Consider the following 19,816-nt stretch of genomic DNA (forward strand, 5'->3'; position numbering starts at 1 on the left):
GATCGTCGCGGATCCACCCCGCCGGAGGTAAGTCATGCGGACCCGCCGCGATCAGGTGCAGGCGTACCGCTTCGTCACCCGCCGGATCGTCTCCGCGTTGCTGTCGGGCGATCCGGAGACCACCAACCTGCCGATGCGGCGGCTCGGCATGGCCGTCTTCGGCAGTGTCATCACCGCGGCCGTCGTGCTCGGTGGCGTCGGCGCCTACGGCCAGCTGACCGGGAACACCGCGCCGCTGAACGACCAGACCCTGGTCATCGAACGGGAGACCGGCGCGACGTACGTCTTCATGAGCGGGCAGCTGCATCCGACGCTGAACTACGCGTCGGCCCGCCTGATCCTCGACAAGCCCGACGCCGAGGTGCGGACGATGTCCCAGGCGGCACTGCGGGATCGTTCACGGGGGTTGACCCTTGGCATCGTCGGGGCGCCGGACGCTCTGCCGGACCGCAAGTCGCTGACCGGTCTGCCCTGGTCGGTCTGCGACGTGCCCGATCCGGTCGACCCGCAGCGCTCCCGCACGCGGGTGGTGATCGACCGGGCGCTGCCCGGCGGTGTGCCGCTGGGCGACCGGGCGGTGCTGGTCGTGGTGGACGATCAGAAGTACCTGGTCACCAACAACATCCGACTCCAGGTGCTCGGCGGTGACCGGACGATCACGGCGTTGAAGTTGCCCGGCGCCGCGCAGTTGCGGGTCGGGCAGCAACTGCTCAACGCCGTACCGGCCGGGCCACCGCTGCGCAAGCCGTCGCTGGCCGGCGAGGGCGAGTCCAGCACCCGGACGGTGGCCGGCCGACCGGCCAAGATCGGTCAGGTGTTCAGCGCGGCCGGGCGGCACTACGTGCTCACCCGGGAGGGCCTCGCGTCGATCAGTGAGATCACCGCCCTGCTGATGGTCGGCGGCGGCGGTCAGATCACCGACATCACCCCCAATCAGGCGGGCGAGCTGTATGTCGAGCAGCGGGTCGAGGAGGAGGGGCTGCCGGAGACGATGCCCGCCTTCCACCCGGCCACGTCGGGTCGGACCGCCCTCTGCGCGACGTACCGGGCGAGCAGTTCCGGCGGCCCTCCCACCACGACCCTGGAGGTCTTCGACCGGGTGCCGAACGAGCTGACCGCGACCGATCCGGGCGCGGTGCCGGTGCCACAGACCAGGCGGGACGCCGTACGCACCGCCGAGGCGGTCCTGCTGCCCGGCGGCAAGGGCGTCATCGCGCAGGCCTCGCCGGGTGCCGGGACCAGCGGTTCCGGTGCCGCCGGTTCGACGATCTACCTGATCAGCCCGCAGGGCATCCGCTACCCGCTCGGCTCGGCGGCGACGCTGGGGGTGCTCGGTTACGGCGGAGTCACTCCGCTCGCGGTGCCCGGTTCGCTGCTCGCACTGATCCCGACCGGGCCCACCCTGAAGCGTGAGGACGCGCTCTCGGTCTTCTCGCCCGACGGGTCGGCGGCGGCCGCATCCCCGACGGGACCGGCGCCGTCTCCTCCGACAAAGAGCACTGCGTCGCCGACCGGTGGGGCGGTCGGCGCGACGCCGACGGCCTCGGGATCGACGGGAGCCGACGGCTGAGCAGCCGTGACGGGTCGCCCCGTGTCGCAGTGGTGGACTAACCTGAGTGTCGCTGACGGTTGTCAACCAGAACGACGGGGATGTTTGCCATGACCGGGCGTACGGAAGTCGACCTGCTGTCCCTTGAGGACTTCCACCTGCATCTGGCATCGCGGTTGAGCCAGGTGGAGTCGGTGCTGCGCAAGCTCAACACTGAGATGCAGTGCCGCCCACCCGCGTTGGGTTCGTTCTTCGACGCCACCGACAAGGCGCGCCGCTACAGCGAGGTCCACCAGTCCTATGTCGATCAGGCTGAGCGCGTGCGGCGGGCGGTGCTGGCGGCACAGCAGGCGACGAGCACGATCCTGAGCAACTACCGCACCGCCGAGGCACGAAACGCGGCCAACGCCACCGATGTCACCGCCGCGCTGACCGGGGTCGACCAGGCGTTGCAGCCGAAGGAGGACGGGCGTGTCTGACTCCACCCACCGCTACGAGGGCAGCAGCCACCAGGAGCTCTACGACGGCGTGATGGCCGGCCAGCCGGAGCAGATCGAGGGTGTGGCCGCCCAGTGGGCCGAGCTCAAGGGAATCCTGGACGGTCTCAGCCGGGAGCTGAGCGGCGACCTGGAGAAGCTCGGCAACACCTGGACGGGCTCGGCCGGTCGTGAGTTCCACCGGCGACTCAGCCTGATCGTCGCCCACTCCGACGCGCTGAGCGACGGGATGTCCGGCGTCAAGCAGGGGCTGACCATGATGGCCGACCATCTGCGCACGGCCCGCAAGCAGGCCGAGAGCCCGGAGGAGACCGACGACAACGACAAGGCGTTGTCCGGTGCGGCCAAGGGTGCCATCACCTTCGGTCTGCCGGGCGCCGTGGTCATGGGCCTCGCGGGTCACCAGCAGGACAAGGAAGAGCAGGAGAAGGCCCACCAGCGGATGGTGAAACTGGTGGCCAAACTGGCCGACGGTTACGAGATCTCCGCCTACGACCGCGTGGTCGACCCGCCCCTGCCGGGACCGGACACTCCCGACACGGTCAGCAAGGACCCGACGTCCCCTCGCAGCGTTCCGAGCATCGCCACGGCGACCGCCGGTCCCAGCAGCACCAACGTCACCGCGCACACCGGCAGCGCGACCATCGCGAGGCCCGACCGCGTCGCCGCGCCGCCGGTCACCGGCGGTGGCTCGTTCGCCGAGCAGAGTGTCCCCGGCGCCGGTGGGGCGCCGACCGTCGGCAGCGGCACGATCGGCGTCGGCAGCGATGTCGATGTCCGCGGCACCTCACTCGCCGGGGCGGACCCGCTGGTCGGCGGCGCGTTGGTCGCTGGTGGTGCCGCCGGGCTGGCTGGTCTGTCCGGGCCGACCACCGTGACCGCTGGCGCCGGCACCGGCCCAGGTCTGCTCTACGGCGCGCAGGGTGGGGCACCGGCCGGTGGGGTCCTCCGCACCGCCACGCTCGCCAGTTCGGGCAGCACGTCCACCACGTCGGCCCGTCCGACCGGTGCGGCCGCCCCGGCTGACAGTCGCTCCGCCAGCGGGATCGGGCGCAGCATCGACGGCCAGCGTGGCGGTCGTGCAGGCGCGACCGGCAGCGGCCGCGGAGCGGGCGGCAGCGGTTCCGGCGTGCTCGGAGGACGAGGTCGGCCTCAGGAGGACGACTCCGATGAGCGGCTGACCTGGTTGACGGAGGACGAGATGGTGTGGCGCGACGGCGACAACGCAGCGCCGCCCGTGCTCGGCGCCAGCGACTGACCGTTATCCGCCACGGGCGAGCAGGCGCCCCCGGCGCTGCCGGACGAACGACACAGGGTGCCCCCGACCGGACCAGCTCCGGCCGGGGGCGCCGCCTTTCCCGGGTCTCGATATTCGGCGTCCACAGTGCGCATGGTGGTGGCGGTCACGGCAGAACCGGCGGTCGCCGTGCTGCGGCGCGCCGGGTCGGGCGATAGGTTGGTCGGGTGTCGTCCGCAGCCTGTGTCCGCCCAGCCCGGTGGGCCGTGCTGCGGTCACTGCGCGAGATGACCCGACTGGCGATCACCGCACTGGTGCTCGCGGTCGGCCTCGGTGGCGCTCTCGCTGCGACCTCACCGCCCGCCCCGACGTCTGCGCGACCGAGTGCCGTGAGCAGTCGGGTGGCCACCGTCCGCCCCGATGCCGTGCCGGCCGCCGAGCGCGCGGGCCAGCCTGCCGCCCCGCCCGCCGGCGCGGTCGACACCATCGCCGCACCCGGTCCGGTCACTGCGGTCCCGGGGCACGCGCCGGCCATCGATCCCGGCCGTGGCACCGCGGCGCGGCGCGGCCCGCCCACCCGCTGATCCAGGCCCGGCTGTCCCCGGGGCCCGGTTGCGGGTCATCCGTCGCGGCACCTGAGTTGCCGCTGACGGCACGATCCCACCTCCCGGCCTACCGGCCCCGTCGGGCTCCTCCTGACACCCGTCGATACCCGCCTTCGAGCGCGAGGTGCTGATCATGCAAACCGTCCTCTCCGCCGTCCTGCCCGACCTGTCCCGAGCCGCCGTCATCTGGCTGAGCCTGCTCGGGGTGGTCGCTGTCGCTGTCGCCGCTCTCCTGCTGCGGCCCGGTCGACTTCGCCTCGACCCGGTCGCCCGGATCCGTCGCGCGGCCATGCCGAGCCAACTCGAACACGCGCAGGAGGAACGGGAGCAGAGCCGCTACGCGCAGGAGGTCGCGGTGGCCGCGGAGCGGGCCACCACCACCGCGCAGCGCCGCCGGGCGGAGTGGGTGGCCGCGCAGGAGGCGGTGGAGGCAGCCTGGCAGACGTACGAGGCGGCCGAGGCGGCCGTGCGACGGCTCGCTGCCGCGGCCGCGATGCCGCTGCCGCACACCGCCCGGACCCCGGCGGAGTACGTGGACCGTGAGCGCTACCTGCACCGTGCCGCCCTCGATGCGTACTGGCGGCGGGAGTTGTCGGTGGAGCAGCTCAGTGAGGTCTTCGCGCACCGGGACGGCTGGGACCCGCGGTTGCACCCGGTCGAGCAGGAGCTGGTGCTGCAACGGGCGATCCGCGACAACCTGGCGGCCCGGCACACCGCCGCCCGTGAGCAGGAGCAGGTTGCCTGGCGGGCGGCCGAGTTGGCAGTGGCGGCGGCCCGCAGTCTGCGCGAGGAGGCCCACGCCGCGACCGGACGGCGGGTCGCGGAGTCGGCGTCGGTGTTGCCGCTCAGCGAGGTCGCCCGGCCGGCGGTCGACCAGACCCGGGAGAACAAGGTGATCGCTCGCGGTCGGGCGACGGTGCCCGCGTTCTGAGCCGTACGGCGTCGGGTGGGTTAGCGTGACGGAATGTCCCGACAGGCGTGGGTGCTCGTGGTGGTCGCCGGCATCCTGGCGATCGCCACTCTGGTCGGTGCCGTGGTGCTCGCGGTGCGGGTGGTGCGTACGCGACGAATGTTGACCGGGCTCGGTGCGGGCGGCAAGTTCGCCTTCTACGGGGCGCTGATCTACACGATCTTCCCGGTCGACGTGCTCCCGGACCCGATCTACCTGGATGACATGGGTGTCCTGGCCGCCGCGCTGATCTACCTCACCCGGCTGGTGCACCAACGACGGGCGGCCGGTCGACAACTGCCCGGTCAGCCGGACGCCCTGCCGGATCGGGACCACGCCCACCGTCGCGTGCCATGATCGGGGTCAGTTCGGCGGACAGGGGACGGGCATGGCGGGCGATCATCGACTGGATGTGCGCGATGAGCGCGTTGTCGCCTTCTGCGCGGAACGGCACCTCGCGACGCTGACCACCCTGCGCGCCGACGGCACCCCGCACGTCGTACCGGTAGGGGTCACCCTCGACCCGGCGGCCGGGCTGGCCCGGGTGATCACCTCCGGCGCGTCCCGCAAGGCCCGTCAGGTGGCCGCTGCGGGCCCGGCGGGCGCGGCGGTGGCCGTGTGCCACGTGGAGGGCCGCCGCTGGCTGACCATCGAGGGCCGCGCGGTCCTGCGGTCGGATCCCGCCTCCGTGGCGGAGGCTGAGCGTCGCTATGCCGAGCGGTACCGGACCCCCCGTCCGAATCCGGAGCGGGTCGTCATCGAGATCACCGTGACCCGGCTCCTGGGGAGCCTCTGACCCGACCGTGTGACGGGTCGTCCGGACGGGTCACGGTCAGCGCAGCCCGATTCGCCGGAATCCCTCCCGGCCGGCAGCCGTTGCACCTGATCGCGACGCCCGCAGCCGCCGCCGGCGGAATGCCGGCCGGAGCAGGGCTGTTACGTCCCCGGTACGCCAGTGGCCCAGACCGCCGCTGGTCGTCGCCCCGTGATGAGCCGAGCGCATTCCCGGTGCTGCGCCCTCCGCCTGTCGGAGGCGTCAACCCCCGAACGGAGACTCGACCATGAACCCGATCGTCCAGAAGAGCGGTCTGTCCGTCGTCGGCCTGCTCGTCGCCGGCGGTTGCGCCCTCGGCCCCGCGGTAGCCGCCCAGGCCGCCCCGGCGCCTTCCGCGTCGACCTCGTCGAGCCAGACGCAGCGCTCCGCCGAGCGGGTCCTCGGCATCGACTACCAGGCCCAGCCCAACTTCTACTACTGCGGCCCGGCCGCGACCCGGATCGCGTTGTCCGCCCAGGGCAAGGCGCTCTCCCAGGACGAGGTGGCCAAGCTGCTCGGCACCACCGAGGCCGGCACCCCCTCGGCCCTGGACACCACCCGGGTGCTGAACGAACTGACCGGTGGCAAGTACCGGACCACCGAGATTCGTGACTCCGTGGCCCGGCCCGACCAGGTCGAGCAGTTGCGCCGGGACGTACTGGCCGCGGTGGACGCCGGCCGGCCGGTGGTGGCCAACATCAAGGGCACGACCGTCGACACCGACGGCAACCCGCACTCGTACGAGGGTGGCCACTACCTGACGCTCGTCGGCTACCGCGACGGCGGGGACAGCATCCGGGTCGCCGACCCGGCCGACCCGACGCTGGGCGAGTACTGGATGAGCCTGCCGAAGGTCGCCAACTGGATCGCCGAGCGCGGTTACTCCTCCTGATCTGACGGTGTCACCGGGCCGGTCTCCCCTGCGGGGAGGCCGGCCCGTTCGCCATCCGCAACCGGGCGGCCAGGTGCGCGCGCCGACGAGCTCGCAGGGCCCGCGTCGGCCGGACGCGGTGCAGTTGTCGCCGGACCAGCGGGTGCACTGCCGCCTCACCGGCGCCGGCGGCCCGCCGCACGATCCGGTTGGCGTCGTCGGGTTCACAACCGCACGCCCGGAGCAGGTCGCTGGCCGCGGTACGCAGCCCGGTGACCAGTGACTCGCCGAACGATTTGACCCCACTCGCAGCAGCCCGCCCGGCCAACTCGGCACACTCCTCGATCAACCGGAGAGTGCGTCGTGGGTCGTCGCCGACCCGGCACTCCGTACGCATCTCCGCCACCGCCTGACCCAACCGGGTCATCGCGTCCGGCAGCTGCGGCGGGATCGGCTCGTCGTACTGGAGGGCGGTCGACGACCAGCGGGCCAGGGCGCGGGTGTCCAGCAGCAGCCGTTCGAGGTGATCCGCGCTGCGGGCGTACCGGTGGTACTGCTCGCGGCGGTGCCAGCGGACCGGGGCGAGCGTCACCACCTCCTCCGCCCCGCTCAACGCGTCGTGCAGCCTGCTGACGTCGTCCTCGGTGCCCCGCAGCCGATCGAGGACGCGCAGCGTCCGGTCCCCGTCGCGGTCCCGCAACCCCTGCGCCAGCTCGGCGAGCTGCTCGCAGAGAACCGCGAAGATCGGCGCTGCGGCGCGGTCCAGGACCCGCATCGGGTTCACCGGCAGCAACAGCGCGACCACCACCAGACCGACCGCCCCGCCGACGAGCGCGTCGAAGATCCGGGGTAGCTCCAGGCCACGTTCCATCGGGGCCAGCGTGGCGATCAGCACGGCGGTACCGCCGGCCTGACCCACCAGCGGGCCGCCCCTCCCGGCCACCAGCAACGCGACGGCGATGGCCAGGGCGACCACCACACCGGTCTGCCACGGACCGTTGCCGAGCAGGAAACGCAGCGTGTCGCCGATGATGATGCCCAGGGCCACGCCACCCAGCAGCTCGAACGTGCGTCGGGCCCGCTGGCCGATGGCGGTGGCGATCGTACCGACGGCGGCTGCGGGCGCGAAGACGTGCGATCCCTGCCCGAGCAGCTTCTGGGCGAGCAGGGCGGCGATCGCTGCGGCCAGCCCCGCCTGGATGGAGATCACCAGGGTGACCTCCCACTGGCGGGCGCGGATCCGGCCGGCCTGCCCGCCCCGGTGTCGTGCCCGCTGGACGGCCTGACCGCTCCGCTCGGCAGCCTCGTCGAACCGCGACCGGGCGCGGGCGACGGGTGGGCGGTCGTCGGTCATGGCGGCGCTTACCCCGGCCACGGCGGGGCAGTCGTGCCGATCCGGCGTCACCGCCACCACAGGCCCCACCCGGATCATGCAACGCATCGTCGTCCATGGGTTTGTGCAGCCCCGTGGGGGTACCTGGGCCTCACACCTCCCACCGATCCGCAACCGGTAAGGGGCCGTGACATGAGCAACCCGCAGAACGACGACGACCATGACGTCGTCGACATCCTGGTCGCCGACCATCGTGAGGTCGAGGCCCTCTTCGTCGAGTTGGAGACCGGACAGGGCACCCTCGAACACCGCCGCCAACTCGTCGACGTCGTGATCGCCGAACTCGTCCGCCACTCGGTCGCCGAGGAGGCGTACGTCTATCCGATCGCCCGCAAGGCGCTGCCCGACGGCAATGAGATCGCCGATCGCGAGATCGCGGAGCACACCGACGCCGAACGAACCATGAAGGAGCTGGAGTCCGTCGACCCGTCCGACCCGCGCTTCGACGAGTTGCTCGCCCACCTGGTGAGCACGATCCGCGAGCACGTACGCGAGGAGGAGAACGAACTCTTTCCCCGGCTGCGCGCGGCGACCGCCCGGGAAGAGCTGATCGAGGTCGCCGACAAGGTGACGGCGGTCAAGGAGATCGGCCCGACCCGCCCGCACCCGGGAAAACCGCACCACCCGCCGGCGAACAAGCTGCTCGCACCGGGCATCGGTCTGGTGGACCGGCTGCGCGACGCGTTGAGCGGCCGGCCCACCTCGACGGACGAGTTACGCGAGGAGCAGCAGCGCTGACCGGTGCGTCCACACAGAACGCTCCCGGGTCGCCGACGGCGCGGCGACCCGGGAGGCGTCTGGCGAATCAACGGACCTGGTCACCCTCACCGGTGCGCGCCTGGGCCTGGTCGACACCCTTGTCGATCTTGTCGTCGTACTTGCCGCCGGTGCGCTTGTCGGCCATGTCGCCGGCCTTCTCCATGCCCTGGTCGACCTGCTTGTCGTGCTTGTCCGCGAAGTCCTTGGCCTTGTCCATGAAATCACCCACGGTGCTCCTCCTCAGGTCCGGTTGCTCCTGATTGCGTTCCCTTGGGCGGACAGCGCAAACGCCGTCGTCCCGGACGCGGTTGGCGAACATCCACCCGGGGCACACCGAGCGGCGTACGATCCGCGCGGGCAGCGGCCAGCGTGCAGTTGGAGCGATACGGGTGTCGGCGCAGGACCGGCTGGGTACCGACTCGCCGAGATCGAGGAGGCCGACATGGCGGCAGAGGATCCCGGAGCGACATCGGATCCCGGAGCGACAACGAGCGGCGCCGGCCCGCGCCAGTCGTGGGCGGCGCTGCCCTGGCTGGTCCGAACCGCGGTGTTGTGGAGCGCCTGCCTGGTGGTGATCGTCGCCGGGCTCTACCTGCTGGGCAAGATTGCCGTCCTGCTGGCGCCGCTGGCCATCGCGCTGGCCGCCACCATCTTCCTCACCGCGTTGCTCGACCCGGTGCTGCTCCTGCTGCGTCGGCTGCATCTGCCGTCGGCACTGGCCGCGCTGTGCACCGTACTTCTGCTGCTCGGCATCCTGGTCGGCGTCGGCGCGTTGGTGTGGAACCTGACCGCCAGTCAGTTCGACCAGCTCAGTCAGGAGTTGACGCAGGGCGTCGAGCGCAGTCGGGACTTCGTGACGTCGACGCTGCCGGTGACCGAGGCGCAGCTGGACCGGCTGGTGGACCAGGCCCGGCAGGGGTTGAGCGGCAGCTCGCCGGACCCGGTGGCGGGCGCCCGGACGGCCACCGAGGTGTTCGGTTCCGCACTGCTCGCCCTGGTGCTGCTCTTCTTCCTGCTCAAGGATGGCCGGTCGATGTGGCACTGGCTGGTGTCCCGGATGTCCGGCGCGACCCAGCCCGTGATGGCCGAGGCCGGCCGGGCCGGGTGGCAGACCCTTGGTGCGTACAGCCGGGGCACCATGTTGATCGCCGCGATCGACGCGCTCGGCATCGGGCTGGCTCTGGTGGTGCTGCGGGTGCCGTTGGCCCTGCCACTGGCGCTGATCACCTTCCTCGGCGGGTTCGTGCCGATCATCGGGGCGACGGTGGCCGGTGCGGTGGCGGTGCTGGTGGCGTTGGCCGCGAACGGCCCCACCACCGCTCTGCTCACCCTCGCGGCGGTGATCGCGGTGCAGCAGATCGAGGGCAACCTGCTGGAGCCGCTGGTGATGAAACGGCAGGTACGGCTGCACCCGGCAGTGATCCTGGTGGCGGTCACGGCCGGCACGCTGATCGCCGGGATCGCGGGCGCCTTCGTCAGTGTCCCGATCACCGCCGTCCTCTGGCGCGTCATCGACACCGTCCAACAGCGCCGCGCTACCTCGGCTCTCGTGCCGGCGGAGTGATCACCGGCTGAGATGTGTGGTGAACCAGGTGCCAGCCTGCTCGGCGACCTGCTCCAGGGTGCCGGGCTCCTCGAAGAGGTGGGTGGCACCGGGGATCACCCGCAGCTCGCCGACCTCCCCCAACTCGGCCAGCGCCCGCTCGTTGAGCGTGATCACTTCCTCGTCCAGGCCGCCGACCAGGAGCAACGTGGGCGTACGCACCTGCGCCAGCGCTTCCTCGGCCAGATCCGGTCGGCCGCCCCGGCTGACCACGGCACCCACCCGATCCGCCCGGGACGACGCCGCGACGAGTGCGGCGGCGGCCCCGGTGCTTGCGCCGAACAGCCCGATGGGCACGTCACCGGCGGGGCGTTGAACCGCCAGCCAATCGACGATCCCGGCCAGTCGACTGGCCAGCAGCCCGATGTCGAACCGGAGTTCGGCGGTGCGCGCGTCCACCTCGTCCTCGGTCGGCGTGAGCAGGTCCACCAGCACCGTGCCGAGCCCCCGACCGTTCAGCGCACGGGCCACCGCCACGTTGCGCGGGCTGTGCCGGGAGCTGCCGCTGCCATGTGCGAACAGCACGACACCGACCGGCTGAGCGGGCAGCATCAGATCAGCGGGGAGTTGGGCGTCGCCAACCGGAATGGCCACCGTGCTGCGTTGCTCGTCCATGCCCCACCTCCGTGAGTTCGCCTACGGGCCGGGTACCCCGCCGGCCGCGCCGCACGCACGCCGACGGCCGCGCCGGCGGGCCGCGTTTGCCCAAAGGGGCGCCGGGTACGCGACGAGTGACCGCAGACCGTGTCGGCGCAGCCGCGCCCCGACGGATCGCGAGGATCGCCATGGCCAAGCAGCAGATTTCCGAACAGCAGCAGATGACCGAGCGGGCCCAGCGCGAACAGGACGCCGAGCGCAACCAGGACTTCGGGGACCAGGCCGCTTCGGCCCGGCTGCCCGACGATCCCAAGGCGGCTGCGCCCCGGGACGCGATCGGACGCCCGTCAACCGGCGAGCCGGTGTGACGTAGGTGCTGACCGGCGAGCCGGTCTGACGACTGGTGCGAGGCGGTCGGGGCGGGAGCGAATCCCGCCCCGACCGTCACTGCTCGCGCTCGGGCAGCCGCAGCAGCGGTGACCGGCCCGGTGGCTGCTCAGGCCCGGGGCCGGACGGCTCCGCCGGGGGCACCGGCACCGTCACCGGCTCGTCGCAGGTGACCCGTAGCACCTGGTCATGGTGGCGTAGTTCCACCACGTCGTCCGGGCCGCCGTGGCGGAGCGAGTATGTCGTCTGGTGTGGTCGGACATCCACCCGCAGCGACAGCCCCCGCCACTGCAGGGAGAATTCCAACCGGCTGAGTCGGCTGGAGAGCCGGGGGGCGAAGGACAGCTCGCCATGGTGGTCGCGCAGGCCGCCGAACCCGCTGACCAGGGCGAGCCACGCGCCGGCCAACGACGCCATGTGTACGCCGTCGCGGGTGTTCTCGTTGAGGTCGTGCAGGTCCATCAGCGCGGCTTCGCGCAGGTAGGTGTGCGCCAGCTCCGGGTGGCCCACCTCGGCGGCGAGCACCGCCTGGGTGCAGGCCGACAACGACGAGTCGCGTACGGTGCGGCGCTCGTAGTAGAGGAAGTTGCGCACCTTCTGCTCGGGGGTGAACGCGTCTCCCCGCCAGTGCATCGCGAGGACCAGGTCGGCCTGCTTGACCACCTGTTTGCGGTACAGCTCGAAGTACGGGTAGTGCAACAGCAGCGGATACTTCTCCGCCGGCGTGTGGGTGAAGTCCCATTCCTGGAGCCGGGTGAAGCCCTCCACCTGCTGGTGGACCCCAAGCTCCTCGTCGTACGGAACGTGCATCGAGGTGGCCGCGTCCCGCCAGCTCGCGGCCTCCTCGTCGGTGACTCCGAGGTGGAAGGCGTCATCCCGGTAGCGCATCACCACCTCGGCGGCGGCGAGCAGGTTCCGCTGTGCCATCAGGTTGGTGTAGACGTTGTCGTTCTTCACTGCCGTGTATTCGTCCGGGCCGGTGACGCCGTCGATGTGGAACTGCCCGTGCCGGTCGTGGTGACCGATCGAGCGCCACAGCCGGGCGGTCTCGACCAGGAGTTCCAGCCCGATCTCCCGTTCCATCTGGGTGTCCCCGGTGACCATCACGTAGCGGCGCATGGCATCGGCGATGTCGGCGGCGATGTGGAAGGCCGCCGTGCCGGCCGGCCAGTAGCCCGACGATTCCGGCCCCTCGATGGTCCGCCAGGGGAAGGCGGCACCCTTGAGGTTGAGCGTCTCGGCACGCTCCCTCGCCGAATCCAACGTGCTGTGCCGCCACTGGAGAGCGCTGCGCACCGCGCTGGGCTGGGTGTACGTGAGCACCGGCAGGACGAACATCTCGGTGTCCCAGAACGCGTGCCCGTCGTAACCGGGGCCGGTCAACCCCTTCGCCGAGATCGGCCGCTGCTCGGCGCGGGCGCCGGCCTGGAGCACGTGGAAGAGACCGAACCGGACCGCCTGCTGCACCTCCGGGTCGCCCTCGACCAGCACGTCGGACGCGTCCCAGAACGCGTCGAGGTAGTTGCGCTGCTCGCGGTGCAGGCCGTCCCAGCCGTCCAGCCGGGCCCCGGCCAGCGCCGCGCCGACCTGGTCGCGCAGTGCGGGCAGCGACCGCCGGCTCGACCAGCTGTACGTCAGGTACTTGACCACCCGCAGCTTCTCGCCGGGCTTGAGCACGCAGGCGATGGTGGTGCGGACCCAGTCCTGGTAGCCCTCGGACTCGATGGTGGTGTGGTCCGGGCCGTGGACCTCGTGCTCCATGGCGGCGGCAACCCGCAGCCCGGAGACCTTGGTGCGGTGGATCAGCTGCCCACCGTCCGGGGTGGTCAGCTCTTCCTCGGCCTGCAGGGGTGACTCCAGCACCGCCGCCACCCGGGGGTCCTTGCTCTGCGCGGGCAGCGACTCGTTGGCCACCAACTCGGACTGCACGATCAGCCGCAGCGGACCGTCGACGGCCTCCACCTCGTAGCTGATGGCGGCGACCGACCGCTGGGTGAAGGAGACCAGCCGGGTGCTGCGAACCTTGACCTCCCGGCCGGCCGGCGAGCGCCAGTGCAGCTCCCGGTGCAGGGTGCCGGCTCGTAGGTCGAGGATCCGCTCGTGGGCCAGCAGTTCCCCGTAGCGCACGTCGAGCGGCTCGTCGTCGACGAGCAGTCGGATCAGTTTGCCGTTGGTGACGTTGACGATGGTCTGTCCGGACTCGGGGAAGCCGTAGCCCGCCTCCGCGTACGGCAGTGGTCGCAGCTCGTAGAACGAGTTGAGGTAGGTGCCGGGCAGGCCGTGCGGCTCACCCTCGTCGAGGTTGCCGCGCAGGCCGACGTGCCCGTTGGAGAGCGCGAAGACCGACTCCGACTGGGCCAGCACGTCCATGTCGAGCCGGGTCTCCCGGACGTGCCACGGCTCGACCGGATAGGCCCGCTCCCGGATCACGCGGAGCCTCGTTCATCGGCGGGGTGGGCGGTGGCGGCACGGCCCGGCGCCGACGGGTCGGCGACGGCGAGCAGCTCGGCGAGGTCCTGGACCACGATGTCGGCGCCGTGCGCGAGCAACTCGTCGGCCTGCCCGACCCGGTCGACGCCGACCACGTAGCCGAAGCCACCGGCACGGCCGGCGGCCACCCCGGAGAGCGCGTCCTCGAAGACGGCGGCCCGTGTCGGGTCGACGCCGAGCAGTGTGGCCCCGGCGAGGAAGGTGTCGGGGTGCGGTTTGCCACGCAGCCCCTGGGCGCGGGCGACCAGGCCGTCGACCCGGGCCTCCAGCAGCGGTTCCAGCCCGGCGGCGGCGACCACCTCGCCACCGTTGGCGCTGGCCGTCACCACGGCCCGGCGCAGCCCGGCGGCCCTCGCCGCCTCCAGGTAGTGCACCGAGCCCGGGTAGACCTCGACGCCGGCGGTGCGGAGGCGTTCCAGCAGCAGGACGTTCTTGCGGTTGCCCACGCCGTTGACGGTGTCGGCGTCCGGCGGGTCGTCCGGGGTGCCCTCGGGGAGGACTATGCCGCGGGAGGCGAGGAACGAGCGGACGCCGTCGGCGCGGGGCCGCCCGTCGACGTAGCGGTTGTAGTCCGGGCCCGGGTCGAACGGTTGGAAGGGCTCGCCGGAGATGGTGGCTCGCTGCCGGAGAAACTCGTCGAAGGTCTGCTTCCAGGCGGCGTTGTGCACGCGGGCGGTCTGCGTCAGCACACCGTCCAGATCGAAGAGACAGGCGGTCACGTGAGCAGGTAGGCCCAGCACGGTACGAATCTATCCACCCCGCTGGGCCCGCAAACCCGTTTCGGTCGCCCCGGCGCGCCTCAGTTGGGCCGCAGCGTCCAGATCACGGTCATCGCCGAGGTCGGCTTGCCCTCCTCGGTCGCGATCTCCACCTCGACCGGGAACTCCGGCCGCTGACCGGACTCCAGCTCCTCGATCACCTCGAGCGCCGGCCGCCCGAGCCGCGCGGTGGCCAGCATCGGGCCCATGGCGAGCTTGCGGTAGGCGATGTCGGCCCGGACGGCGAGCGGCACGGCCCGGTCGAGCAGCTGCCCGAAGGCGGCCAGCACGACCGCGCCGGAGGCCGTCTCGCCGAGGGTGAACATGGCACCGGCGTGCGGGCCGCCGATGTGGTTGTGGGTGGCTGGCGAGTCGGGCAGCCGGACGACCGCCCGCACCCCGCCCTTTGCCTCGGGTGCCACCTCGACGAACTCGATACCGAGCGTACGAGCGAAGGGCACCGCTTCCAGGATGCCGGCCGCCACCTGGCGGGAGTCGATGGTCATGTCCTGACGTTACTCGCCGGTAACCAGGCCGGCAACCAGGGTCTTTCCCCGCTCGACCGGTGCTCAGAGGTTGGCGATCGTCCGCAGGATCTCCGCGTAGAAGTTGCCGTCGATGCTGCGGAAGAAGGCGAAATCCTGGCCCGGGTCACCGAAGAACGGGCGCAGCGTCCACGCCAACTGGGTGCCGACGAAACCGAAGAGCAGGATCCAGATGTAGAGCAGGGTCATGCTGGCCGGCCGCTGCGACGGGTCGCCGCGCCGGACGGGCGGGCTGCCCCACGGGCGTTGCCCCACCGGGGCGCCCGGAGGGAACGAGACGCCCGCCGGCTGGCCGGCCCACTGCGCCGGAACGTGCGCCGGAACCGGCGCGGCGGTCGCTGCGCCGTTCGACGTCGACTCGGCAACCGCGGCCCCGACCGGCACGGCCACCGGCTCGGCACCCTGACCGGCGGCCGGGGTCGCTCCGGCGGGCACGGCGGCCGGCACAGCCTGGACCGGGGCCGGGGCGGCCTGGACCGCGACCGGCGCGTTCGCCTGGGCGTTGGCGGCCTCCGGCGCGAGCAGGCCGTGGTCGTTGAGCACCTGCATCCCGCCGGTCAGGAAGCGCAACCCGACCACTGCCGACAGGGTCAGGATCGCCACGTTGAGCAGCTTGAAGAACCCGTAGTCGGGCGCGGTGATCAGGAAGAAGAGGCTGATCGGCGCGAACGCCACGGCGAGCATCGAGGTGACCGTGATCGCCACCATCACCAGCGCCAACGACTGACGCACCGACAGCCGGGCGCCGAAGACCAGGTTGAACAGGTAGAGCGTGGGCAGGCAGATGGCCAGCGTGACCAGGAACAGCAGCGGCAGCTTCAACGCGGAGGTCAGCGCCATCAGCGGGCTGTGGAAGGCGCCCAGCACCGCGCCGTAACAGGCCAACGCGATGGCGGAACTGCTCAGCATGCGAACGGTCAGCGCGTTGAGGTCACGCTCGGCCACGATCTGCTGCCAGATGCTCCCGCGATCGCGCAGGATGCGCTCGATGACGAGCGGGCTGGGACGGTCACCCGACACGGGTGCACCCCTCTCGGAGGTCTTTCACTGTGGACTGGGTGCGCAGACGGTAGGACACCGGACGGTGGGCCCGCCACCCCGCTCCGGCGAGTCGTCAGCGCCAACCCACGTCGATCCGGGCGCCACGCTCGTCGAAGAAGTGCAGCGCGTCCATCCGGACCGAGACGGCGAGCGGATGACCGGCGCTGACTGCCGGGTACGGCGCCAGCCGCACCGCCAGCTCCGCCGGGCGGCGGTGGTGCCGGCCCGGGTCGGGAAGCACGCTGGTCTGGGTGCCGCCGCCACTCGAGGCCTCCTGCGGCTCCACCGGCTTGCCGGTGAGGCGCTGCATCACCGAGCCGAACCGACGCAGGCCGCGCTGACCGACCGGCGGCGATTCGACCGGCGCACCCATCTCGTCGACCACGACCGCTGTCGCACCGATGTCGAGGAACGCCAGCGACTCGTGCCCGTGGTGCTCCAGGTAGCGGATCCGCCCCCGCAGCACGTCGCCGGGGCTGTCCGGGGCGACCGGGGTGAGTGCCTCGGCCCGCATGCCGACCACGATCCGCTCACCGTGGTAGTGCGCCACCGCCCGACTGCGAATGTCGTTCCAGGGCAGGTAGAGCGACTGGTCACCGAGGTTCAGCGTGACGTACCGGTCGAGGTGGACGTAGACCGACGCCTCCAGCAGGTTCATCCGTGGGCTGCCCAGGAAGGCGGCCACGTAGAGCGTCGCCGGCCGGCCGTACACCTGGGTGGGTGTGCCGACGTCCTGGAGCACGCCGCGGCGCATGATGGCGACCCGGTCGGCCATGGTGAGCGCCTCGGCCTGGTCGTGGGTGACGTAGACGGTGGTGACCCCCAGCTCCCGGGTCAGGCCAGAGATCTCCGCGCGCAGCTCGGCGCGCAGGCCGCTGTCCAGATTCGAGAGCGGCTCGTCCATCAGGAACAGGCCGGGCCGCCGGACGATCGCCCGACCCATCGCCACCCGCTGCCGCTGGCCGCCGGAGAGCTGGCCCGGCTTACGGGCCAGCACGTCGCCGATGCCCAGCGCGCTGGCCACGTCGCTGACCCGCTCGTCCCGCGGCTCCTGCTCGATTCCCGCGAGGCGCAGTGGGAAGGCGATGTTGTCGCCGACGCTCATGTGCGGGTAGAGCGCGAAGTCCTGGAAGACCATTGCGATCTTGCGGTCGCGCGGAGGCAGGTCGTTCGCCAACTCCCCGTCGAGCAGCACCGCGCCCTGGGTCGGATCCTCCAACCCGGCGATCATCCGCAGCACCGTCGACTTGCCGCAGCCGGACGGCCCCAGAAGCACCATGAACTCGCCGTCGTTCACATCAAGATTGATGCTGTCGACTGCCAGCGTGCCGTCCCTGAAGACCTTGCTCACGTCCTTGAGCGTGACGGTGCTCACCGTCGTCCCCCCCAGCTCGTCTGCCGAACCCCACAAGACTGTGACCAGGATCATTGGATCCGCACATCGGGTAAACGTCTCATGTTCGACGGATGACGCCGCAATTACACGACAAAGGAGACGGACAGCGCTGTCAGCAGCGCGAAGATCGCCCGCTGGGCTCCCCCAGGAAAACCTCACGCACCACCCGTTCCGCCGCGTGCCCGTCGTCCAATGTGCAGAACCGGCCCCGGAAATGCTCACGGGCCTTGGTCGCCGCGTCGGAGCGCACCGCGTCGGTGCGGAACAGGTCGACCAGGTCGGCGAAGGTGGTGACCACCGCGCCCGGCGGTTCGGCGGTCACGTCGAAGTAGACCCCTCGGGCCAGCCGGTACGCCTCCCAGTCCGGGGTATAGAGCACGATCGGCCGGTCCAGCACCGCATAGTCGAACATCGCGGACGAATAGTCGGTGATCAACACGTCGGCTATCAGGTAGAGATCCTCCACCCGTTGGTGGCCACTCACATCGCGAACCCGTTCCCAGTCCACCGGCCGACCGGGGCGACGGTCACGGTCGTGGAAATAATGGCTGCGCATAAGCAGCCGGCCCGAGTCACCCAGCGCCCGCACGAACCGGTCCGGGTCGAACGGCGGCCGGTAGCCCGGAAGGTGCTCCCGGTGTGTCGGGGCGTACAGCACGACCTGCTCGTCGGGGCCGACGCCGAACTCCGCGCGCAGCCGACGCACCTCGTCCGGACCGACCGTCACCAGGCGGTCGTTGCGCGGGTAACCCACCTCCAGAGTCGTGTACGTGGCCGGGTACGCCCGGTCCCACATCTGGGTGGAGAAGCTGTTCGCGCTGACGCTGTAGTCCCAACGGTCCACCCGGCGCAGCAGCCCGGCGAAGTCCATCCGACCCGCGCCGATCGGGTAGCGCTGCTGGTCCAGCCCCATCACCTTGACCGGAGTGCCGTGGTGGGTCTGCAGGTGCACCTGCTCCGGCCGCTTGCGGACGAAGTCCGGAAAGTTGACGTTGTTGACCAGCCACCGGGCGCGGGCGAGGACCCGGTAGTACGCCGGCGTGCCAGCGACCACGTACTCCACCCCGGTCGGCACGCTGTCCACCCGGTCCCGCCGCACGATCCACACTCCGCGCACCCCCGGCGCCAACGTCCGGGCAGCTTCGTAGATCGCCGCCGGGTTGCAGGAGTAACCCCGGAACCAGTAGGCGGCGTACACCGCGAGCGTCGGGTCGACCGGCCGACGCAACTCGGCCCGGTAGTACTCGCGCAGCAACCCGTCGCGGGTCAGCCGGGCACCGCGGCGCGCGACCGGGCCGACCCGACGCCGGGCGGTGCGGGTCTGCCGACGGGCGGCGTCGCGGGCCCGGCTGGCGGCCCGCAACGCGCTGAAGGTGCGCCAGCGGCCGGACGCGACGAGCCGGTGTTTGATCCCTTCCACCCCGTCCGGCACCGGATAACCGCCGGCCGGCAGCCAGCGCTCGTAGTCGGCGGTGATCTGCGCGAAGAACGCCGGTCGCAGCTCCGGGGCGATCCGCTGGCCGTTGCCCAGCACGGTCAGGTAATGCCAGATCATCCGCTCGAAGACCGCCGGCCGCAGGGCGTCCGTCGCCGAGCCCCACGCGTCCATCAGGTGGAAGACCCGGTGCCACTGTGGGAAGACCTCGAAGTGCCGGTCACCCCGGGTCCGGGTGATCGCGCCGGCGCGGCGTTGCCGGTAGTTGACGCACACCCGATCGAGTACGCCGATCCGCTGCGCCGCCATCAGCACCGGATAGCTGAACGAGACGTCCTCGTACCAGCCCGGCGCGAAGCGCAGCCCCAGGCCGGCCAGGAACTCCCGGCGGACCAGCCGGTTCCACGCGGTGTGCAGCAGGTGCATCGCCTCCGGCCGGTCCCGCAAGCGGAAGGTGTCCGCGCCGGACGACTCCGGGAACACTTCGGCCATCGCGCTGCGGGTCGCGGTGTCGTTCCAGTGGGTGCGGACGTGGTCGACCAGCAGCACGTCGGGGCGGGTCGCCCGCAACCGCTCGGCGACCTCGGTCAGGCACTCCGGTGCCAGCCAGTCGTCGCCGTCGAGGAACCACACGTACTCGCCGACGGCCCGGTCCAACCCGATGTTGCGGGCTGGACCGAGGCCGACGTTCTCCGACAGCCGAACCGAGCGGACCCGCTGGTCGCGGGCCGCGTACTCGTCGATGATCTCGCCGCTGGCGTCCGGCGAGCAGTCGTCGACGGCGATCACCTCGATGTCGGTCTCCGGCTGACCGAGGACCGAGTCCAGACATTCACGCAGGTATCCCTGCACACGGAAGGCCGGCACCACGAAGCTGATCAGGGTCATCC

Annotated in this window: 20 protein-coding genes; 11 read left to right on the forward strand and 9 right to left on the reverse strand. The window is 71.5% G+C overall.

Annotated elements, in window-relative coordinates:
- The first annotated feature begins 34 nt into the window (after positions 1-34).
- The 8 genes from eccB (at position 35) to KBX46_RS11490 (ending at position 6,543) form a co-directional block, all read left to right on the forward strand.
- Positions 35-1,570 carry a type VII secretion protein EccB gene (gene eccB, locus KBX46_RS11455; protein WP_210792484.1) on the forward strand — a complete coding sequence of 512 codons (1,536 nt, stop codon included), beginning with the start codon at positions 35-37 and terminating at the stop codon, positions 1,568-1,570.
- 89 nt (positions 1,571-1,659) lie between these two features.
- Positions 1,660-2,028 (forward strand): hypothetical protein, encoded by a 369-nt coding sequence (locus tag KBX46_RS11460; protein WP_088951255.1) that lies wholly within the window; start codon positions 1,660-1,662, stop codon positions 2,026-2,028.
- Complete coding sequence (locus KBX46_RS11465) at positions 2,021-3,304, forward strand: WXG100 family type VII secretion target (RefSeq protein WP_210792485.1); 1,284 nt, start codon at positions 2,021-2,023, stop codon at positions 3,302-3,304. Before KBX46_RS11460 ends, KBX46_RS11465 begins: the two co-directional genes overlap by 8 nt.
- 206 nt (positions 3,305-3,510) lie before the next feature.
- Positions 3,511-3,867, forward strand: a complete 357-nt coding sequence (locus KBX46_RS11470; protein ID WP_210792486.1) for a hypothetical protein — start codon at positions 3,511-3,513, stop codon at positions 3,865-3,867.
- A 154-nt stretch (positions 3,868-4,021) separates the two neighbouring features.
- The gene (locus tag KBX46_RS11475; protein ID WP_210792487.1) at positions 4,022-4,819 is read left to right on the forward strand and encodes a hypothetical protein; all 798 of its coding nucleotides are present in this window, start codon (positions 4,022-4,024) and stop codon (positions 4,817-4,819) included.
- Between the two features lie 33 nt (positions 4,820-4,852).
- Positions 4,853-5,194, forward strand: coding sequence for a YkvA family protein (locus KBX46_RS11480; RefSeq protein ID WP_088951252.1), 342 nt, complete (start codon positions 4,853-4,855; stop codon positions 5,192-5,194).
- 31 nt (positions 5,195-5,225) lie between these two features.
- Positions 5,226-5,633: a pyridoxamine 5'-phosphate oxidase family protein gene (locus tag KBX46_RS11485; RefSeq protein ID WP_210792488.1), complete on the forward strand. Its 408-nt coding sequence runs from the start codon at positions 5,226-5,228 to the stop codon at positions 5,631-5,633.
- Positions 5,634-5,898: 265 nt separating this feature from the next.
- Complete coding sequence (locus tag KBX46_RS11490) at positions 5,899-6,543, forward strand: C39 family peptidase (RefSeq protein ID WP_099850094.1); 645 nt, start codon at positions 5,899-5,901, stop codon at positions 6,541-6,543.
- A gap of 10 nt (positions 6,544-6,553) precedes the next feature.
- Here KBX46_RS11490 and KBX46_RS11495 read toward each other — a convergent pair whose 3' ends face one another.
- Positions 6,554-7,954: an FUSC family protein gene (locus KBX46_RS11495; protein ID WP_247667358.1), complete on the reverse strand. Its 1,401-nt coding sequence runs from the start codon at positions 7,952-7,954 to the stop codon at positions 6,554-6,556.
- Positions 7,955-8,047: 93 nt separating this feature from the next.
- Here KBX46_RS11495 and KBX46_RS11500 point away from each other — a divergent pair, with 93 nt between their 5' ends.
- On the forward strand, positions 8,048-8,653 hold the full coding sequence (locus KBX46_RS11500) for a hemerythrin domain-containing protein (protein WP_210792489.1): 606 nt from the start codon (positions 8,048-8,050) through the stop codon (positions 8,651-8,653).
- Positions 8,654-8,720: 67 nt separating this feature from the next.
- Here KBX46_RS11500 and KBX46_RS11505 read toward each other — a convergent pair whose 3' ends face one another.
- Positions 8,721-8,891, reverse strand: coding sequence for an antitoxin (locus tag KBX46_RS11505; RefSeq protein ID WP_218908168.1), 171 nt, complete (start codon positions 8,889-8,891; stop codon positions 8,721-8,723).
- 225 nt (positions 8,892-9,116) lie between these two features.
- Here KBX46_RS11505 and KBX46_RS11510 point away from each other — a divergent pair, with 225 nt between their 5' ends.
- Positions 9,117-10,238, forward strand: a complete 1,122-nt coding sequence (locus tag KBX46_RS11510) for an AI-2E family transporter (RefSeq protein WP_210792490.1) — start codon at positions 9,117-9,119, stop codon at positions 10,236-10,238.
- On the opposite strand, the gene KBX46_RS11515 is transcribed toward KBX46_RS11510, so the two are convergent.
- Positions 10,239-10,892: a dienelactone hydrolase family protein gene (locus KBX46_RS11515; protein ID WP_210792491.1), complete on the reverse strand. Its 654-nt coding sequence runs from the start codon at positions 10,890-10,892 to the stop codon at positions 10,239-10,241.
- Between the two features lie 170 nt (positions 10,893-11,062).
- Between KBX46_RS11515 and KBX46_RS11520 the strand changes: the two genes are divergently transcribed.
- Positions 11,063-11,242 (forward strand): hypothetical protein, encoded by a 180-nt coding sequence (locus KBX46_RS11520; RefSeq protein ID WP_088951245.1) that lies wholly within the window; start codon positions 11,063-11,065, stop codon positions 11,240-11,242.
- Positions 11,243-11,318: 76 nt separating this feature from the next.
- On the opposite strand, the gene KBX46_RS11525 is transcribed toward KBX46_RS11520, so the two are convergent.
- The 6 genes from KBX46_RS11525 to KBX46_RS11550 all read right to left on the reverse strand — a co-directional run bounded on the left by KBX46_RS11525 (position 11,319) and on the right by KBX46_RS11550 (position 19,814).
- Positions 11,319-13,691 (reverse strand): glycoside hydrolase family 65 protein, encoded by a 2,373-nt coding sequence (locus KBX46_RS11525; protein ID WP_210792492.1) that lies wholly within the window; start codon positions 13,689-13,691, stop codon positions 11,319-11,321.
- Complete coding sequence (locus KBX46_RS11530; protein ID WP_210792493.1) at positions 13,688-14,491, reverse strand: beta-phosphoglucomutase family hydrolase; 804 nt, start codon at positions 14,489-14,491, stop codon at positions 13,688-13,690. Before KBX46_RS11530 ends, KBX46_RS11525 begins: the two co-directional genes overlap by 4 nt.
- A 59-nt stretch (positions 14,492-14,550) precedes the next feature.
- Positions 14,551-15,015, reverse strand: a complete 465-nt coding sequence (locus tag KBX46_RS11535) for a DUF4442 domain-containing protein (protein WP_210792494.1) — start codon at positions 15,013-15,015, stop codon at positions 14,551-14,553.
- A 63-nt stretch (positions 15,016-15,078) separates the two neighbouring features.
- Complete coding sequence (locus tag KBX46_RS11540) at positions 15,079-16,074, reverse strand: hypothetical protein (protein ID WP_210792495.1); 996 nt, start codon at positions 16,072-16,074, stop codon at positions 15,079-15,081.
- A gap of 94 nt (positions 16,075-16,168) precedes the next feature.
- Complete coding sequence (locus KBX46_RS11545) at positions 16,169-17,470, reverse strand: ABC transporter ATP-binding protein (protein ID WP_088952167.1); 1,302 nt, start codon at positions 17,468-17,470, stop codon at positions 16,169-16,171.
- 133 nt (positions 17,471-17,603) lie between these two features.
- Positions 17,604-19,814, reverse strand: coding sequence for a bifunctional glycosyltransferase family 2 protein/CDP-glycerol:glycerophosphate glycerophosphotransferase (locus KBX46_RS11550; RefSeq protein WP_210792496.1), 2,211 nt, complete (start codon positions 19,812-19,814; stop codon positions 17,604-17,606).
- Positions 19,815-19,816: the final 2 nt, after the last annotated feature.

The organism is Micromonospora sp. C81 (assembly GCF_018070425.1).
Taxonomy (GTDB): Bacteria; Actinomycetota; Actinomycetes; order Mycobacteriales; family Micromonosporaceae; genus Micromonospora; species Micromonospora zamorensis.

What these genes read in the sequence shown, in the direction of transcription:
- KBX46_RS11510 (WP_210792490.1), top strand. Translation starts at nt 9,117, where the DNA reads ATGGCGGCAGAGGATCCCGGAGCGACATCGGATCCCGGAGCGACAACG.
- KBX46_RS11515 (WP_210792491.1), bottom strand. Translation starts at nt 10,892, where the DNA reads ATGGACGAGCAACGCAGCACGGTGGCCATTCCGGTTGGCGACGCCCAA.
- KBX46_RS11550 (WP_210792496.1), bottom strand. Translation starts at nt 19,814, where the DNA reads ATGACCCTGATCAGCTTCGTGGTGCCGGCCTTCCGTGTGCAGGGATAC.
- eccB (WP_210792484.1), top strand. Translation starts at nt 35, where the DNA reads ATGCGGACCCGCCGCGATCAGGTGCAGGCGTACCGCTTCGTCACCCGC.
- KBX46_RS11520 (WP_088951245.1), top strand. Translation starts at nt 11,063, where the DNA reads ATGGCCAAGCAGCAGATTTCCGAACAGCAGCAGATGACCGAGCGGGCC.
- KBX46_RS11535 (WP_210792494.1), bottom strand. Translation starts at nt 15,015, where the DNA reads ATGACCATCGACTCCCGCCAGGTGGCGGCCGGCATCCTGGAAGCGGTG.
- KBX46_RS11495 (WP_247667358.1), bottom strand. Translation starts at nt 7,954, where the DNA reads ATGATCCGGGTGGGGCCTGTGGTGGCGGTGACGCCGGATCGGCACGAC.
- KBX46_RS11485 (WP_210792488.1), top strand. Translation starts at nt 5,226, where the DNA reads ATGGCGGGCGATCATCGACTGGATGTGCGCGATGAGCGCGTTGTCGCC.
- KBX46_RS11505 (WP_218908168.1), bottom strand. Translation starts at nt 8,891, where the DNA reads ATGGACAAGGCCAAGGACTTCGCGGACAAGCACGACAAGCAGGTCGAC.
- KBX46_RS11475 (WP_210792487.1), top strand. Translation starts at nt 4,022, where the DNA reads ATGCAAACCGTCCTCTCCGCCGTCCTGCCCGACCTGTCCCGAGCCGCC.
- KBX46_RS11500 (WP_210792489.1), top strand. Translation starts at nt 8,048, where the DNA reads ATGAGCAACCCGCAGAACGACGACGACCATGACGTCGTCGACATCCTG.
- KBX46_RS11480 (WP_088951252.1), top strand. Translation starts at nt 4,853, where the DNA reads ATGTCCCGACAGGCGTGGGTGCTCGTGGTGGTCGCCGGCATCCTGGCG.
- KBX46_RS11490 (WP_099850094.1), top strand. Translation starts at nt 5,899, where the DNA reads ATGAACCCGATCGTCCAGAAGAGCGGTCTGTCCGTCGTCGGCCTGCTC.
- KBX46_RS11460 (WP_088951255.1), top strand. Translation starts at nt 1,660, where the DNA reads ATGACCGGGCGTACGGAAGTCGACCTGCTGTCCCTTGAGGACTTCCAC.